Annotated in this window: 12 protein-coding genes; 8 read left to right on the top strand and 4 right to left on the bottom strand. The window is 42.8% G+C overall.

The features are described from left to right. Position 1: 1 nt before the first annotated feature. Positions 2 to 1,462 (bottom strand): circularly permuted type 2 ATP-grasp protein, encoded by a 1,461-nt coding sequence (locus AFM12_RS17940; RefSeq protein ID WP_055151315.1) that lies wholly within the window; start codon positions 1,460 to 1,462, stop codon positions 2 to 4. A 240-nt stretch (positions 1,463 to 1,702) separates the two neighbouring features. Between AFM12_RS17940 and AFM12_RS17945 the strand changes: the two genes are divergently transcribed. Then, a complete protein-coding gene (locus AFM12_RS17945) occupies positions 1,703 to 5,026 on the top strand; it encodes a transglutaminase family protein (protein ID WP_055151318.1) in 3,324 nt (1,107 codons plus the stop codon). Here AFM12_RS17945 and AFM12_RS17950 read toward each other — a convergent pair. Next, on the bottom strand, positions 5,023 to 5,760 hold the full coding sequence (locus tag AFM12_RS17950; protein ID WP_055151321.1) for a proteasome-type protease: 738 nt from the start codon (positions 5,758 to 5,760) through the stop codon (positions 5,023 to 5,025). The genes AFM12_RS17945 and AFM12_RS17950 overlap by 4 nt on opposite strands. A 166-nt stretch (positions 5,761 to 5,926) precedes the next feature. On the opposite strand from AFM12_RS17950, the gene AFM12_RS17955 reads away from it, so the two are divergent. The 7 genes from AFM12_RS17955 to arsS all read left to right on the top strand — a co-directional run bounded on the left by AFM12_RS17955 (position 5,927) and on the right by arsS (position 15,105). Continuing rightward, the gene (locus AFM12_RS17955) at positions 5,927 to 9,151 is read left to right on the top strand and encodes a SusC/RagA family TonB-linked outer membrane protein (protein WP_055151324.1); all 3,225 of its coding nucleotides are present in this window, start codon (positions 5,927 to 5,929) and stop codon (positions 9,149 to 9,151) included. Positions 9,152 to 9,165: 14 nt separating this feature from the next. Next, entirely contained in the window at positions 9,166 to 10,602 is a 1,437-nt protein-coding gene (locus AFM12_RS17960) for a SusD/RagB family nutrient-binding outer membrane lipoprotein (protein ID WP_055151327.1), read from the top strand. Positions 10,603 to 10,686: 84 nt separating this feature from the next. Further along, entirely contained in the window at positions 10,687 to 12,039 is a 1,353-nt protein-coding gene (locus AFM12_RS17965; protein WP_055151330.1) for a sodium:solute symporter family transporter, read from the top strand. Continuing rightward, positions 12,032 to 12,877, top strand: a complete 846-nt coding sequence (locus AFM12_RS17970; RefSeq protein WP_055151333.1) for a metallophosphoesterase family protein — start codon at positions 12,032 to 12,034, stop codon at positions 12,875 to 12,877. The genes AFM12_RS17965 and AFM12_RS17970 overlap by 8 nt, the downstream gene beginning before the upstream one ends. Positions 12,878 to 13,020: 143 nt before the next feature. Continuing rightward, positions 13,021 to 13,713: a TIGR04283 family arsenosugar biosynthesis glycosyltransferase gene (locus AFM12_RS17975; protein WP_055151336.1), complete on the top strand. Its 693-nt coding sequence runs from the start codon at positions 13,021 to 13,023 to the stop codon at positions 13,711 to 13,713. Next, on the top strand, positions 13,706 to 14,038 hold the full coding sequence (locus AFM12_RS17980; RefSeq protein ID WP_055151339.1) for an arsenosugar biosynthesis-associated peroxidase-like protein: 333 nt from the start codon (positions 13,706 to 13,708) through the stop codon (positions 14,036 to 14,038). The genes AFM12_RS17975 and AFM12_RS17980 overlap by 8 nt, the downstream gene beginning before the upstream one ends. Continuing rightward, positions 14,038 to 15,105: an arsenosugar biosynthesis radical SAM (seleno)protein ArsS gene (gene arsS, locus AFM12_RS17985; RefSeq protein ID WP_055151342.1), complete on the top strand. Its 1,068-nt coding sequence runs from the start codon at positions 14,038 to 14,040 to the stop codon at positions 15,103 to 15,105. The genes AFM12_RS17980 and arsS overlap by 1 nt, the downstream gene beginning before the upstream one ends. Positions 15,106 to 15,390: 285 nt before the next feature. Here arsS and AFM12_RS17990 read toward each other — a convergent pair whose 3' ends face one another. Together AFM12_RS17990 and AFM12_RS17995 are read right to left on the bottom strand one after the other, a co-directional pair. Beyond that, positions 15,391 to 15,816, bottom strand: a complete 426-nt coding sequence (locus AFM12_RS17990) for a hypothetical protein (protein ID WP_055151345.1) — start codon at positions 15,814 to 15,816, stop codon at positions 15,391 to 15,393. Between the two features lie 161 nt (positions 15,817 to 15,977). After that, the gene (locus AFM12_RS17995; protein WP_229308530.1) at positions 15,978 to 18,185 is read right to left on the bottom strand and encodes an alpha-galactosidase; all 2,208 of its coding nucleotides are present in this window, start codon (positions 18,183 to 18,185) and stop codon (positions 15,978 to 15,980) included. Positions 18,186 to 18,331 lie beyond the last annotated feature (146 nt).

Genomic DNA, 18,331 nt, shown 5'->3' on the forward strand with positions numbered 1-18,331 from the left:
CTTATTCTATTACCCAGGTGTCTTTAGAACCTCCACCCTGAGATGAGTTAACAATTAAATTTCCTTTTTTCAATGCTACACGTGTCAGTCCTCCGGGTAAAACTTTTTCAAAACCATGACCTCCCTTCAGGCAAAAAGTACGCAAATCGAGATATCGAGGCTCTACGATGTTCTCATCTTCAATGAAAGTAGGCTGCATAGAAAGGCTCATTATAGGCTGTGCAATATACTTTCTACGATTTGTAGTCACCGTTTTTTTGACCTCTTCCAGCTGTTCTTCGCTAAGCGTATTTCCAATAGATATACCATAACCTCCAGATTCGTCAACGGGCTTAATTACTAACTGGTCCAGATGGCTAATCACGTACTGAAAATCATCTTCTTCTTCGCACTTATACGTTGGTACATTTTTGAGGTTCATTTCAACATTTTCCCCCAGATAGTACTTGATGATTTCGGGCATAAAAGTATAAACGGCTTTATCATCGGCCACACCGGTACCCGGTGCATTTACGATCGTCACATTACCGGCTGCGTAAGCTTTCATTAAGTTAGGCACACCCAGCATCGAGTCTTTTCTGAAACCTTTTGCTGTAGGGTCCAGAAAAGCATCATCAATACGGCGATAAATGACATCTACTTTCTCCATGCCGTTAATGGTTTTCTGAAATACAAAACCATTTTTAACGCTCAAATCACGTCCTTCAACCAGCTCAATCCCCATACTCTGGGCCAGCCAGGTATGTTCATAATACGCTGAATTATATACACCGGGTGTCAAAACAACACACCGGGGGTCGGCCTCCGTGGGGTCTGGAGCCACAGATTGCAGCATGTCCAGCAAATCTGATGAATAATTATCAACCCTGGCTGTTTTGTAACTGTAAAAAAGCCCCGGAAAGGTCTTTTTTAGTGTTCGACGATTGGCAATAACATAGCTCACCCCAGAGGGGCTTCTAATGTTATCTTCGAGCACGTAAAACTCCCCGTCTTTATGACGAATGATATCTGTACCGCTGATATGATTATAAACGCCACCCGGTGGTTCAAAACCCTTCATGCTTTCCAGATAATGAGCCGAACTTTTGATCAGTTTTTCGGGGACTATACCGTCTTTGAGAATTTCCTGATCGTGGTAAAGATCGTATAGAAATTTATTAATCGCTTCATTGCGTTGCAAAACACCTTTCTCAAGGCTTTCCCACTCTTTTCCGGTGATTAATCTTGGAATCAGGTCAAACGGGAAAATTCTTTCCGTCGCCTTCATGGTGTCAGAGTATACTGCAAAAGTTACGCCTTCATTGTTTAAGACTTGTTTAACCCCCTCTGAGAACTTGCCAAATTTCTCAAGATCATATTTGGCAAAATGCTCCAAAATGGCCCTGTAATGAGGCCTCACTTTTCCTTCGGCGTCAAACACCTCGTCATAAACCTGGCGGGCCGGTACATAAGGTGTTATCATAATCTTTTTCTTTTGGTACTCAATTATTCTGCAATTTATCTAATTACAAAATATTTAATGTTGCATATTAAGAATAAACAAAGATACTATTTCATGAAATATCAAAAATGTAGTTATTTATTTCGTGTATGGTTTCATATTTACGGTAATTGTACAATCATTTCAAACCGCAGTCCACTTTCATAGTCAAAATCGGTTATGAAAATGATAGAGTAGAACAAAAACAGAAGAAGAAGAGGTATGTCAATAAGAGTCGCTATTCGTCATAAAATGCATTATGACTATGATCGGATGATCAATGTTTCTCCGCAGGTTATCAGGCTGAAACCTGCCGTGCATTCCAGAACGCCTATTCAATCATATTCTTTGAAAATATCTCCGGAAAACCACTTTATCAACTGGCAGCAAGACCCATTCGGGAATTTTCAGGCCAGAGTAGTTTTTCCTGAAAAAATAAAGCATCTGCATGTTGATGTTGAGGTCATAGCTGATCTCAAGGTGATTAACCCATTCGATTTTTTTGTGGATGAGTACGCCGAGCAATTCCCATTCAAATATGAGGCGGCACTTCAAAAGGAGCTTCAGCCATACTTTGAGATTAATGAGGATGGCAGTCTGCTCAAAGACTTTTTAGAAACCCAGGTACCCAGAGAGCCTACTCAAATAGTGGACTTTCTGGTGCATGTGAATCAAGCTCTATATAAAAGAGTCAACTATACCATACGAATGGAGCCGGGGGTTCAAACCTGCGAAGAAACCCTAGGAAAAGCTCTGGGCTCATGCCGTGATAGCTCCTGGGTGCTCGTGCAGGCTTTCAGGCATTTAGGCTTGGCCGCCAGATTTATTTCTGGTTATCTGGTCCAGCTAACAGCTGACGAAAAATCATTGGATGGGCCCTCAGGCCCTGAAGCTGATTTTACTGATTTACATGCCTGGTGTGAAGTTTTTGTGCCGGGTGCAGGCTGGATAGGCCTTGACCCTACATCTGGACTTTTTGCCGGCGAGGGCCATATTCCATTGAGTTGTACGCCCTCACCGGGGAGTGCTGCACCCATAACCGGAATGATTGACAAATGCGAGACTAAGTTTGACTTCGCAAATGATGTTTTCAGAATTCATGAAGAGCCTCGCGTAACCAAACCCTACAATGATGAAGAGTGGCAAAATATTTTAAAAGTAGGAGTCGCTGTAGAGGCTGACCTTGTAGCCAACGACGTTCGCTTGACTATGGGAGGAGAGCCTACTTTTGTTTCTATTGACGATATGGAAGCCGCCGAATGGAATACAGCGGCTGATGGACCTCATAAAAGAAGACTGGCAAAAGAACTTACTTTCAGAATCAGAGAAAGCTTTGCCCCGAACGGAATGCTGCATTTTGGGCAAGGTAAACTTTACCCGGGAGAAGCTCTGCCACGTTGGCAATATGGCTGTCTCTGGCGAAAAGATGGGAAACCCATTTGGAAGAACTCAGAATTAATAGCCTCTCCGGCCAAAAAAGGGAATTATACTGAAAACGATGCTTCAGATTTTCTCAAAGAAGTTGCAAATACCTTGAGAATAGACGATTCAGCAGTAATTCCAGCTTATGAAGATAGCTTCTACTTTGCCTGGGAAGAAAACAAGTTACCTGTAGACCGCGATCCTCTGAAACTCAATCTCAAAGATGCAATTGAAAGAAGAACACTGACTGAAGTACTCTCTGACGGTCTTGGCAAGCCAAAAGGTTATGTACTGCCAGTACGTTACAGTCGAAAAGAGGATTGTTGGGAAAGCTGCAAATGGCCTTTCAGAAGAAAACATTTGTTTTTGTTGCCGGGCAATTCATCTATTGGTTTCCGTTTGCCATTAAACTCACTTCCGGAAAGTATTCTGGAGCAGGATTATTTTCCAAGAGACCCTTTTGCACCTTTGCCAGACCTTGAAGATTTTGAGGCAAAACTTAACAGTCTTCCCGAAATACTCAAAAACCCTACAGATAAAGCATGCTTCAAAACGGCACTTAGTGTTGAAGTAGTAGAAGGAAGATTACATCTCTTTTTACCGCCTCATGAGCTTCAGGAGCATTACCTGGAAATGGTAGCGGCCATTCATATGGTGTCTGAAAAAACAAAAACTCCGGTAGTGCTAGAAGGTTATGAACCACCTTCCGAAGGGAAACTCAACAAACTTTTCGTTACTCCAGATCCGGGTGTGATTGAAGTAAATGTTCATCCTTCGGCCAGCTGGGATGAGCTGGTGAATACGACGCTAAAGCTTTATGAACAAGCTAAACAATCAAGATTGGGTACCGAAAAATTTATGATTGATGGTCGTCACACCGGAACCGGTGGAGGTAATCACATCACTATTGGTGGCTTCACCCCAGCCGACAGCCCGCTTTTAAGACGACCCAAATTATTGCAAAGCCTAATTACCTACTGGCAGCATCACCCGTCTTTGTCTTATCTTTTTAGCGGGCCTTTTGTAGGGCCTACCTCGCAGGCTCCACGGGTAGATGAAGGCCGTGATGATGTGCTATATGAATTAGAAATTGCCTTTTTTCAGGTTCCAAAAAACGAGAATCCTCCTTTGTGGATTGCCGACCGGCTGTTCAGAAACCTTTTAATCGACGTTACAGGAAATACCCACCGGGCAGAGCTCTGTATAGATAAACTTTACTCTCCTTATGGTACGGCGGGCCGACAGGGAATTCTGGAGTTCCGAGGCTTTGATATGCCACCCCATGCTCAGATGAGTCTGGCCCAAAACCTATTAATAAGAGCTTTGGTATCTCGCTTCTGGAAAACCCCTTATGAAAAAAGACTGGTTCGCTGGGGAACAGAGCTTCATGACCGTTTTATGCTCGAGCATTATGTACGTCAGGATATCAATGAGATTGTAGCGGAATTACAGGAAACCGGCTATGCTTTTGAAAAGTCCTGGTTTGATGCCTTCATTGAGTTCCGCTTCCCGGTTTTAGGCAAAACTCAATTGGGAGATATGACGCTGGAGCTCCGCTGGGCCATTGAACCATGGAACGTTCTTGGCGAGGAGGTGACTTCCACAGGGACCGCACGCTATGTTGATTCCTCTGTAGAGCGGGTTCAGCTCAAAATTAACGGATGGAACGACGACCGATATATTATGGCTTGTAATGAAGTGAAAATTCCGATGAAAGCGACTGGAAAGGCGGGACAGTATGTGGCTGGAATCCGCTACAAAGCCTGGGCACCGCCTTCGGCTTTACACCCGACCGTTGGTGTGGATACCCCGTTAACTTTTGATGTTATTGATACCTGGAATAATAAATCTATTGGAGGTTTTACTTACCATGTGGCTCATCCGGGCGGACGAAATTATGAGACTTTACCCGTCAATAGTATGGAAGCCGAAGCGAGAAGACATACAAGATTCTTCAGTGAAGGGCATACTCAGGGGAATGTCAAAACGGTACAGGAGTATACTGCCATTGGTCGCTTCTTTGAAGAAAAGCATGATTCCAGAATTGTCAATGTACCTGTTGAAGAAAAAAGCTCATCACTGGCCAATACTTTGGATTTAAGAACGGCAAAGCGTCCCTCTTAACCTTTGTCAAAAAGAGGGGATTTGTGAAGAACCCGCTCTACCAGGTTATCCGGAATCTCATTGACAGAGTTTTTGAGACGCTCTCCCCAGAAATCGGTAATTTCTTTCAGATCTTTTTCTTCAAGTCTGTGCTCTTCCAGCTCAAAGGTTTCCCGGTTGAAAATCAAAACATCGATCGGGAAGCCAACGTCATTAGCACTTACACGGGTTGAATCAAAAGATAAGAAGCCAGTTTTCAGTGCAAACTCCAGACTGGAATCATAGTTAATGGTACGGTTCAAGACCGGCTTGCCGTATCCGGAGTTTCCAATGATCATAAACGGTGTACCTTCACCTACTTCAATCCAGTTGCCTTCAGGGTAAAGCAGATATAGCTTCGGTTCAGCGTCTTTCTCCATTTGCCCGCCTACAATCGTAAAAATGTTAAAAACAATTCCACTTTGGGCCAGCATATCCCGGTCTTCTCTACTTACTCTCTTTATTTGGTCACCTAGGGCATTGACGGCCTTATACATTCGGTCGTATCCCTCCTGTTCATCAAGCAATTCCTGAAAGTAGGTTATCACTTTATCTCTCACCGACCTCAGGCCTGAGGTCATTATAAAAATAGGGTACTTGCCGTATTTGTGGACAAAAACCTTCTTGGCGGTTGTGGTTTCAGAGCCAGATGTAATTCTGGTATCGGCGATTGCTACCAAACCTTTTCTTAATTTTATGCCCAAACAGTAAGTCACTTCTCTTAAGCTGATTTTTATTGAATCGCAAATGTAAACTGTACGGTCTTAAAACCGACATTTTGTCTGATGTTTATTCAGCTAAAAAGATAATCAAGGACCACTTAAACTTTTTGAAACACAATCTCGTAGGTTCTTTTTGACTATTCAAGACAAACTCCATTGCATGAAAAAATTCTATCTTCTTTTACTGATTTGTGTGGTCTTTCTTTCACAGGAAAGTTTTGCTCAAATCAACCGGCAAATAAGCGGTACTGTTACCGACGAGGCTAACGGTGAGGCTTTAGCAGGTGCCAGTATTGTCATATCTGACAATTCCTCACAAAAAGGAACCATTACAAACGCCGAAGGCCGCTTCCAACTTTTCATCCCACAGGAAACCTCCCGTCTTACCATCTCCATGATCGGTTACGAAACACAGGAAGTTTTGTTGGGTAATCAGAATGTACTTAACATTCAACTCAGGGAAGGAGCTTATCTGGAAGAGGTTGTGGTGACAGCACTCGGCCTGGAAAGAAACTCTAGAAATATTGGCTATGCTGTACAGCAAATTGATGGTCGGGAAGTTAGCCAGGTCAAAAGCAATAATTTCATTGATAACCTAGGTGGTCGTGTAGCAGGGCTTACTGTAAACCAGGGATCCACAGGGCCGGGAAGTACTTCAAAAGTCACAATCCGGGGCGAAAGCTCTTTCACAAATAATAATCCGCTTTTTGTGGTAGACGGTATTCCGGTTAATAATAACACTGTTGTCAATATCACCTCTGATGCCGCAGAAGGTTTTCAGGAAGTTGATTTCGGGAATGGAGGAATGGATATTAATCCTGACGATATTGAAAGTGTAAGTGTACTCAAAGGCCCGTCAGCAGCCGCACTTTACGGAACCCGTGCCAGCAACGGGGTAATTTTGATCAAAACCAAAACCGGAGCTGAGAAGGAAGGAATTGGCGTTTCTTTCAGTACGTCGATGATGGCTGAAACGCCATTTCAATTGCCCCAGTTTCAAAACCTTTACGGTCAAGGTAACGGAGGTCAGTTTGAATATAAAGATGGTCTGGGTGCAGGAATCAACGATAATATCACTTACAGCTACGGCCCCAAACTTGACGCTGGTTTGCTGATTCCACAATACGATAGTCCTGTGAATTTGCCTGACGGTAGTGTGGTAAGAGGAGGTGATGTGGCCATTCATGGCGGCCTGCCCATCACTCCTACACCCTTTGTTTCTCAGCCAGATAATCTCAAGAATTTTTATAACACGGGTTATTCTGCTATCAATCATCTTTCGATTTCTTCAAATGCCCGAAACAGTATGTTCAGGCTTTCTTTGACAGATCTCAATAATAAATCGGTGATTCCGGGTGTGGATTTGAAAAGAAAAACCCTGAGTGGCTCTTTTACTTTTAATCCCACTGAGAAGCTGAGTGTTTCTTCAAGCCTTCATTACATGAACAGCGGTAGCCAAAATCGCCCGGCTACCAAATACGGTTCAGAAAATATCAATTATGCCCTTGTGGCCTGGCTGGGTCGACAAACGGATCTGGAGCCGATGAAAAATTACTGGCAGCCTGGTTTGGAAAATGTTCAACACTATTCTTACAACTATACTTACTTTGACAATCCTTATTTTACCCTTCTTGAAAACCGAAACAGTTTTGGCCGTGACCGTCTCTTTGGGCATGCTTTGGCCAGATATGAGATCACTCCGGAGCTTTCTATTCAGGCCAGAACGGGGATGGATTACCAAAATGAAGACCGGGAGTTCAGAAGGGCTTACAGTTCAAACCGCTACAAAACCGGGGCTTTTGCAACGCAAGACATTCTTTTCAGAGAGCTCAACAGCGATGTTTTAATCAACTATCTGCGACCGGTTAATGATGTGATGGTTGACCTATCTGTTGGTGCTAATCGCATGGATCAGTTCGCCAATATGGAGCAATCGCAAACGCTTTCTCTGGCACAGCCCGGCGTTTTTTCACTAAATAATGCAGCCTCGCCGCTTCAGTATTTTCAAAATGTAGGTCGTAAGCGAATTAATAGTGTTTACGGGTTGGCCAAATTGAGTTTCAGAGATTATTTATTTATTGACATTACCGGTCGAAACGACTGGAGTTCGGCACTAGCTACCCCTACTTCGGCCGCAAACTCTTCCTTCTTTTACCCATCGGTATCAGGTGCACTGGTGATGAGCAATTTATTCAAGTTGCCGCCCAATGTCTCATTTTTGAAGTTGAGAGCCAGTTATGCTGAAGTAGGAAATGATACAAATCCATTCCAAACTGTAGGCTTCTTTGAGAGTCGAACACCTGTCAATGGCCTTCCAACTTTTAGTGATCAGGCTTCTATTGCAAATGCAAATCTTCTACCGGAAAGGATTTCTTCAAGAGAGTTTGGTGCTGATATCAGAGCTTTTAATGATCGCCTGAAACTTGATTTTACTTATTTCAATTCATTGAGTAAAAATCAAATCATCTCTCTACCGATCAGTTCTTCCACCGGTTACAAAGAACAAAATATTAATGGTGGCGAAGTCAGAAACACGGGTTTTGAAGCTGTTGTCAATTACAGCATTGCCCGTCAGAAAGATTTCGGATGGAACATCGGGGTCAATTTCAGTACCTACAAAAGTATTTTAGAATCACTACCAATCCCGGGTCAAACCATCACGCTGGCCTATAACCGAATTTATGATAATGTGAATCAGACAGTTTGGTATCAGGTCAAAGAAGGCGGTAGGCTAGGAGATATGTATGGAACAGGTTATCTCAAAAATGATGAGGGAGAGTTTATCATTGGTAGTGATGGCCGTTATATTGTTGATAATTCACTGATCAAACTTGGTAATTACAACCCTGATTTTATGATGGGTTTTATCAATCATCTGAACTATAAAAACTGGAGCCTCAGCTTTGTGGCAGACTGGCGTCAGGGTGGCGAAATAGTGAGTAGAACGCAGGCCCTAGCTGGTGTTGCAGGTCAGCTGATTGAAACTGCTGACAGACCTGAAGCCGGAATAATTGCCGAAGGCGTAGTCAATACGGGCACGGTAGAAAACCCGGTATACACTGAAAACACCAGAGCTATATCTGCTGAATCATATTATCGCCTTTATTATGACCGAAACCATGAAGAGAATAACACCCTGGATGCATCTTATCTGAAGTTAAGAGAGGTGCAATTAGGCTTCCAATTCCCGGAAAAATGGGTTGGTCGAAAGATCGCCGGAGCCGGCATCTCGCTTATTGGTCGAAATCTTTTTGCTATCAGCAAAATCAAGCATTTTGACCCAGAGCAGGTCGCTTTTCAAGGTCAAAATGTACTCAGTGGTGTAGAAGACATGGCCTACCCAACTACTCGCAGCCTGGGGATTAAACTAAACATCAACTTTTAACCGGAATACTGACAATGAAAAATTTAACGATACTTTTTACAGGATTTCTACTCACTTTGGCCACCTCATGTACCAATGACTTTGAGGAGATTAACCTTAACCCGGTAGCACCGGTGGATGTTCAGCCAGAGTTATTGCTTCGCAAAGTTCTTTTTGATTACTCAGAAAAGATGAGTTACGAAGGCTTTGTAGCAGGCAATTTGCTTGGCCAGCTATTTACAGCGATTGATTTCAATTTATTTGATCGTCATAGCCTCACGCAGTCGCAATACGGAGGAAATCCATGGGAGTTTTTGTATGAGAACCTGAGAGATAATGAAATTCTTCTTGAGAAATCAAGAAACAATTCTGCCTTTAAGGTATATGAAGGGCCAGCCTTGGTATTAAAGGCTCTACTCACGGCTCAACTGACAGATTTGTACGGAGATGTACCCTACTCTGAAGCCTTACAAGGCAAAAATGGTTTTTTGACACCGGCTTACGATAGCCAGCAGGATATCTACCTGGGCGAAAATGGTATTTTGAAAAATCTGGAAAAAGCAGTGACAAGTATGCAGGCCTACAGCTCCGCGATTTCTTTACAAGGGGATATTCTTTATAGCGGCGACTTATCAAAATGGGTAAAATTGGCGAATTCACTACGATTTAAGTATCTGATGCGGATTTCTCAAACCGGTGATTACACCTCAGAGTTGCAAAATCTGTATAGTAGCGGTAACCTTATTCTGGATGCCTCTGATGATGCTTTTTACCAGTTTACCACATCACAGCCGAACAACTTTAGAATGTCAACGGCCCGTATTGGTGATTTCGGACTCTTTATCATGTCTGAAACCATGGAAGAAGTACTGACCGACCTGGATGACCCACGTCAGGCCCGATACTTCAGACCAACGGGTGGAAATTCAGAGGTCTATAACGGCTTACTCAATGGTCCCGATGCTTCTCAACTGTCTATTTCTATCAATGATTATTCGTTAACCGGAACTATTTTCAGAGAAGATGCAGGGCTGATGAAAGCTAATTTTATGAGCAGTTTTGAGATGAATTTCCTAATTGCTGAAGCTGCCGAAAGAGGCTTCCTTTCTGCCGATGCCAAAATGCATTATGAACAAGGAGTAAAAGATGCTTTTGTCTACTGGTACACAGAGCTTCCTGAAGGTTATCTTGACAATGAAGCGGTAGCCTATGGTAGCGAACCAATCAAGCAAATTATTACCCAAAAATGGCTGGCTAATATTGTGAACGGCTACGAAGGCTGGATAGAGTGGAGAAGAACCGGCTACCCGGCTTTGAAAACTATTTCTGCCAGTTTGAATAATAACCAGATTCCTGTCAGACTGCCTTACCCTGCCGGAGAGGCCGCCTTAAATCCCGAAAGTTATTCAGCGGCGGCTTCAGCCACGAATGGAAACAGTGTGAATGCGAAGGTTTGGTGGGATGTCAATTGATAAATGATATTTGCGGAATCTATTCGAGGAAAAACATAGTTATTCTGGAATAGAAACTTTATTTCCTCTTCCTGGGCTCTTTAAATGTCAAACCTTAACATCCTTCAATGGCTCCTCATGATTCTGCTTTCGGCAGGGATGTTCTGGCTTTCACCAAAGGCAGTTAAGGTCAATGACTTTTTCAAAGGAAGTAAAAACGAACAGCAGCCAGGCTTCTGGATTCTGACCAGTAGTTTGGTGATCAGTTGGCTTTTTGCCAAATCTATTACCAATGCGGCTGATTTGGGTCACGCTTTCGGTTTTGTGGGCGGGTTAGCCTATGCGGCTTATTATGTATCTTTTCTGGTGGCAGGGGGCATTATTTACCAACTCAGAACCATTGGTGGATTTGAAAGTATTCATCACTTTTTGAGAGGCAAATTCGGTCAAAAGGCAGTGGTTTTATTCACACTGCTCATCGCATTTCGCCTATTTAATGAAGTTTGGTCAAATAGTATGGTCATCGGCTCTTATTTTGGCGAAAGCGGAAGTTGGCCTTATTATCTGGCAATACTCCTTTTTACGGGCCTTACCCTGCTCTACACCATGAAAGGCGGTATGAGAAGTTCATTACTTACCGATCTGATTCAAATGCTCTTGTTCGCGGTTTTGCTGGTGGTGATCCTTGGCTATATTTTTCCGAAAACCGAAGGTGGAATTCTGACACTCACAAAAACCGGTACCTGGAGCCTTGATCAGGGCTTAAACTTATTACTGGTGGCCTTTCTTCAATGTTTAAGCTATCCTTTTCATGACCCGGTGATGACGGATAGGGGATTTATAGCCGAACCAAAGTCAACACTCAAAGCATTTATTTGGGCAGGTGTCATTGGAGCCGCGTGTATTGTACTTTTCAGCTATGTTGGTATTTTCGGGAAGGTCAATGATCTCGGCAAACCAGTGGTTCCAGCTGTGGCGGGGCTTTTTGGCTTGGGCATGACACTCGTGATTAACCTGATCATGATTACCTCGGCCGCCTCCACAATTGATAGCACTTTTACTTCCTCCACCAAACTCATACATCTTGATCTGCTTCAATCACGTAAATTGAGTATTCAGGCAGGCCGGTTGACGATGTTTCTTGTGGCTGTGGCAGGCACGTTGCCCGTATTCTTAAATCCTGAAATATTAAGTGCTACCACGATCAGCGGCACCATGGTTTTGGGCTTGGCTCCGGTTTTTGTCCTGTGGAAAGTCAAAGTGCCCGTAGCCTCCTTTTTTCTGGCTATTGGAGCTGGAATATTAAGTGGTCTGGCCTTGGTTTTCGGGTGGATTCCACAGCATCTTTGGCTTAGCCAGGGTAAGTATGCAGATTTGTTGACAGCAAATATCTATGGTTCGATAGCCGTATTTGCCGGGTATCTTTTGCCACTAATTTGGCATAAAACGAATGAGTAAAAACATAAAACATATTGGAGAGAAAACAGGAAAGATGCTGGTCTTTGGCGGCTGCTATTCCAATTTGCAATCACTCATAAAACTCAAAGAACTGGCAGAAAAAGAGGGCATTTCTCCTGAAAACATTATTCATACCGGAGATCTGATTGGTTACTGTGCCTCGCCTGTAGAATGTACAGATATCGTGGAGGAATGGGGCATTCTTTGCATCAAAGGCAATGTGGAAGAAAACATTTTAAGCGGCTCAGATGATTGTGGCTGCAATTACGTGGAGGGCGGCCGCTGCGAAATGTTTTCCCGCAGCTGGTTCCCTTTCGCCAAAGATCAGGTGACTTCTCAAAATCTCGCATTTCTGGATAAAATGCCTAATCAGATTGATTTCAATTATGCCGGGAAACGCGTCTCGGTGATTCATGGAAGCGAGTCTTACATTTCTGAATTCATCTTCAAATCCACCTCCTGGAAAATCAAACAAAATAATTTTGATGTCCTCGATTCCGAGGTGATTCTGGCGGGTCACTGCGGCATCCCTTTTGCCGATGAAAAAGATGGAAAAACCTGGCTAAATGCCGGTGTTATTGGTATGCCAGCCAACGACGGAACACCCTTTGTTTGGTATCTCATTCTGGATGATAAAAACGGTTTTGAGTATCAATTCAGAAAATACGAATACGATAATTTCGAGGCTAATCAACTCATGATGGAGCATAGTCTCCCGTGGAGCTATGCTGAAACCCTGATGACCGGCGTATGGGATAATACCGAGATTCTACCTGAACAGGAAACAAAAGAAACGGGTATTGCTTTACAACTGGACAAGTCACTTGAGGTCAGTTGAAGCTGTCTGGGATAGAAAAATACTGCGACTTTTTTCCAATAAGTCTGACTTTAAGAGTTTTCAGAATATTGAAATAGCTCATCCAATTGGCTTAAATATCCGTACATTGGCTGTCAGGGTGCAAATCAGAATATCAAACCACTTTGCTTAGTATTATCATCCCAACATATAACGAAGCTACTACTATAAGGCCTTGTCTTGAAAGGCTCTGCGGGAATAATATCGAAGTTATTCTTGCCGATTCTCCTGGTTCAAACGACAGCTTGGAAGTATTGGTAAAAGATTTTGGTTTTACCTTTTTGAAATGTCAAAACGCTGGTAGAAATCATCAAATGAATGAAGGTGCGGCCATTGCCAGAGGTGAAGTGCTGTATTTTGTGCATGCAGATACGCTGGTACATTCAGACTTTAAATCAGATATCATTACCGCCATTGAAGAAGGAGCAGAGATGGGTTGTTACCGATATAAATTTGACCGCTACCCCAATCCTTTGATGTATATCAATTCCTACTTTACCCGTTTCCCGATGATCTGGTGCAGAGGAGGTGACCAGACGCTTTTTATTAAGAAAGAGGTTTTTGAGGAGTTAAATGGCTTTTGTCCGCAGCATCTGATCATGGAAGATTATGATATTTTATTGCGTAGTAAAGACCGATACCGCTTCAAAATCATACAAAAAGATGTGACGGTATCTGCCAGAAAATATGAAACCAATAGTTACTGGAGAATACTGAAAGCAAACTACACCGTCATGAGAAAATGGCTAAAAAAAGAGGCCAGCCCGGTGGAGCTGTACCAATTATACAAGAACTTATTAAACTATAGAAATGGATAAATATTACGACCCGAAGGACTTGAAGAAGTTTGGCAATATCAAAGAATACAGCCCTGAGCTGGGTAAAAAATTCTTTGACTGGTATGGTGAAGTTTTTCAGGAAGGGGCACTTACCAAAAGAGAAAAAGGCTTGATAGCTCTGGCGGTGGCTCATGCAATTCAATGTCCATATTGTATAGACGCTTATACCTCTGATACTCTGGAGCAAGGCTGCTCTGAAGAAGAGCTCATGGAGGCCGTACATGTAGCAGGGGCGATCCGTGGAGGTGCTTCTCTCGTACATGGGGTACAAATGATGAATAAAACCAAAGAACTTTTAATGTAATGGTAAAGAATCCTGTAAAATCTTTAAAAGCCCAGAAGCATGCTTTGGGTGAAACCGCGTATCAGATCAAAGTCTTGAATGATACCGAGAGCATCGGATTCTCCATGCCAAAGTTCAGAGAGAAACTTGATGAGATAGACCTATTTCCATTAAAACCTACCGCTCTGGAAATTCTCCAGATCAATATGGGTAAAATGTGCAACCAGGTATGTAATCACTGCCATGTAGATGCCGGGCCAGACCGAAAAGAAATCATGACCCGTGAAACCATGGAGTTATGTCTTGAAGCTATCCGAAATAATAATTTCAACACAGTAGACCTTACAGGCGGTGCTCCGGAGATGAACCCAAATTTCAGGTGGTTTGTAGAGCAAATCAGAGAAATTTCTCAGGATATCAAGATCATCGTTCGTTGTAATCTGACCATCATCAGAGCCAACCCGAAATACCACGATCTGCCCCATTTTTATAAAACGCACAATATAGAAGTGGTGAGCTCGCTGCCGGCTTACACAGAGAGTAGAACAGATGCTCAGCGTGGCAACGGCGTGTTCAAAGACTCTATAAAAGCTCTGCAAATGCTGAATGAAGTAGGCTACGGAAAAGAGGGGACAGGCCTTACGCTTGATTTAGTCTACAACCCTTCAGGAGCGTTTTTACCGAGTGGACAGGCCGGTCTGGAAATGAACTTCAAAAGGAAGCTAAAAGCAGATTTCGACATTGAGTTCAACTACCTTTTTGCCATCACCAATATTCCTATCAGTCGTTATCTGGATTATCTGATAGTAAGTGGGAATTATGGGGCTTACATGGAAAAGCTGGTCAATGCTTATAACCCTGCTGCCGCAAAAAATGTGATGTGTAGAAATACGCTTTCTATTGGCTGGGACGGCTATATTTTTGATTGTGATTTCAATCAAATGCTAGATTTAAAAGTAGCCTGCGGCTCAAAACACCTTAGCGAGTTTAACGCCTCAGAATTAGTAAACAGAGATATCATCGTCAACCAACATTGCTATGGCTGTACCGCCGGTGCCGGGAGTAGCTGCGGTGGTGAGGTGGCGTAGGAGTCAAAAGACCTTATCGAATTATTAAACCCCTGGTCTGGAATTCAGATCAGGGGTTATTTTTTATCTGAGCACAAATACCGGATTATTTGAACCAAAGAAACTCTATTTTTTCTCCTCAATCTCTAAAACCTGGTCTCTGCGAAGGCTCGGTCTTCGATATAGTGCAACACCGCCTCTGGTCGATGTTTCAATGTTTGTTAAAGGAAGACAAGTAATACTTAAACTAGAGTATTTAAATCACCACACCGAAGCTGTAATTCTCGGAAAGTAGAAAAGTTGCCATCAAAATCCTAACCAGTCCTCCCTATATGCGTTTTTAGGAAGTGTTTTAAACTTTATGCTGTCGGAAAGATCAAAGCCAAATTCCTCCAGATTACTATGATAAAGTATTAAAGCGTGATTTCTAGAATCTAGGCTATCGTATGCTACCCAAAAAGTTTTGCCTAAATAATTCAAAGAAGATCCAAAAACTCCAACAGTTCCAGAATAAGAAGTACTATTACTACTGAAGGTATATTCTATAATAGGCCTATTTTTTTTCCTCGAGTAGGAAATAATTTTACCCTTAGTTAGTTTTAAATTATCGTTAATTCTCCCAATTAATATTGCTCGTCTTATTTTTTGAGTTGATACAAGTAATATTACAATCGCCGCAGCTATTGCTATTTGAATTAATCCTTTTTTAACCTTGCCTAGGTTTAGTTTCATAATTCTCTCAGTAAAGACTGAGTTTCTTTGGTAGTTATAAGCGGCCTCTGGCCAATAGTTTGACTCAAAAGCTAATCTTAAATTCTAGAATTCAGAAATAGCGATCCGACAAACCAAAGCCTCGAACCCCTAAAATGATGCTTGAGGATAAGTAGAACCAGCTATTTTCTCTCCTCAATCTCCAACACCACACTCGTTCTTCCCGCATTGATCATTGGATTATAACCGGCTTTCATCAGGAAATCTCCGGAATAGACTTTCTCTGAGTCTAGCGGACTTCTCTTGCCCGGGAAAAGATTGATTTCTTTGATGGTGTACAGTTTTTCAGGATTCAGGCCATTGAATTTAATGGGTTCCTTATCGGTAATTAGCCTTTGTCTCTGGCTTATAAAATAACCGAAGAATACAGCCTTTTCCTTGCTTTCATTGACATACATTACCGCTGAAAAGTCATTCTCATGCGGGTTTACCAGTCGGTATTGATCACCGTGCCATATGATTTCTTTGAAACGATCATAATTTTTGACAGCCTGCTTACAGAAAACTTTTTCATCTTCAGAAAGGTGACTAAACACAATGTCAAAACCCAATTTCCCCATACTGGCCACATCCACTCTGAATTTAATGGGCTGTTTTCCCCAGTCTGTGACATGGTTACAGGTGACTATGCTAGGGAAAAAGTAGGAGTAATCCCATTGCATAAAGATTCTTTCCAGTGGGTCTGTGTCGTCGCTGGGCCAAAACTCCGTAAAGTATTTCAAAGCCTCATAGTCGCCACGGCCACCTCCGCCAGAGCAAAGCATAATAGGCACTTTGGGGTATTTGGTTCTTACTCTTTCCAAGACCGCATACAGTCCTTTGACATAATCTACATACAGCTGAGACTGCGGCATTTCCTGCTCTGCCAGATAAACTGAATAGGCATTATAAATAACGGCATTACAGTCCCATTTGATAAAAGCCAGCTGTGGGTTCTCTGTAAATAGTTTATCCACTACCCCGAAAACGAAGTCCTGAACTTCAGGATTTGAAAGGTCTAAAACCAACTGATTTCTATAGTAAACCTCAGGCCTGTCGGGCTGTCTGATTACCCAGTCGAGGTGCTGCTCATACAGTTCACTTTTGGGGTTTACCATCTCTGGTTCTATCCAGATGCCGAACTTGATACCTTCCTTAGTTGCCTCTTTGACCAAATGCCCAATGCCACTGGGCAGTTTTTTGACGTTTTCCTGCCAGTCGCCCAAACCTGAACGGTCGCTGTTTCTGGGGTATTTATTGGCAAACCAGCCGTCATCCAGCAAAAACATATCTACTCCCAGCTCTTTTGCGTCTTTGAAAAGCCCGGTGATTTTATCTTCATCAAAGTCAAAATAGGTAGCTTCCCAGTTGTTTAAAAGTGTCAATCGCTCTCCCTGACCGTCCAAAACCCTGTATTTTCTGGCCCACCGATGCAGACCTCGACTGGCCTCCCCGGTTCCATGGTTTGAAATGGCATAGATGAGAGAAGGTGTTTTAAAAACCTGATTGGCAGGCAGAGCATAGGCCGAGTTATACGGATTAATGCCTGCCAGAAATTTGAGGTTATCATAAGTATCTACTTCAAAATCAAGTTTGAAGTTGCCACTCCAGGCCAATTGACCCAAAATCACCTTCCCTTCATTTTCAGAAGCAGGCTGGTCAAAGGATAAGATAAAATTGGGGGATTGCAGCAACATGGCTCTTGTGCCCAGTTTAGAGTCAATGATTTTTCTGCCATTCTCCAGCTTTTCTTCTTTGCCCTGCATTTCTTTCGCCCAGCGGCCGTGGTAGCTGGTGAGGTAGAAATTATCGCCCGTGAAATAGAGATCGGCTGAAGCATATTTCTCCAACATTACCGCTCCGTTTTCTTTGTGCTGAATTTCTGTCCACTGTTCTATAACATTCTCCTCTGCCCAGGCCTTGTAAACCAATGTTACCTGAAAATTATAGTTGGGGTCTTTCAGCACAATCCGCGTTTCTGTACTGGCGTCATTTTGTTTCTGCTGTGTATGACTTTGGTATTTTAACTCCAGCGAGCTGTTACCATCGGCATGTTTTACCTCAATGGCGGGCTCGGTGAGGCTCCAGGTGCCTGAGGGCGTGTAGGCGGCGTTATAAATGCCGTCATTGGCATCATCGTAATGAAACTGCGAAGCTACCGATTGATAATCAGATTGATTGGTGAATGCACTTCCAAAATAAGTCGTTCTTATTCGCTCCTGCTGATCTTCCTGAAGCAGTAAAACATGATCTTTTGTTTCGACTGGTATGACCGCCGTTTGGGCACGCAATAGAGCTGGAATAAGCAATAATAGCAAAGAAAGAAATTGATTCAAGCCGGACTTCATCATCAAAATAGGGTCAGTTACTACAAATTTGGGTTGGTAAGATATTGCAATTCTTTCAATAAGCAGCCATTCATCCGGTTTCAAGAGTCTTCTCTGTATTGAAAAAAAAGAACGTTATTCCTTTTCAAAGAGAATTAAGCCTACTCATT

The organism is Jiulongibacter sediminis (genome assembly GCF_001306455.1).
Classification (GTDB): Bacteria; Bacteroidota; Bacteroidia; order Cytophagales; family Spirosomataceae; genus Jiulongibacter; species Jiulongibacter sediminis.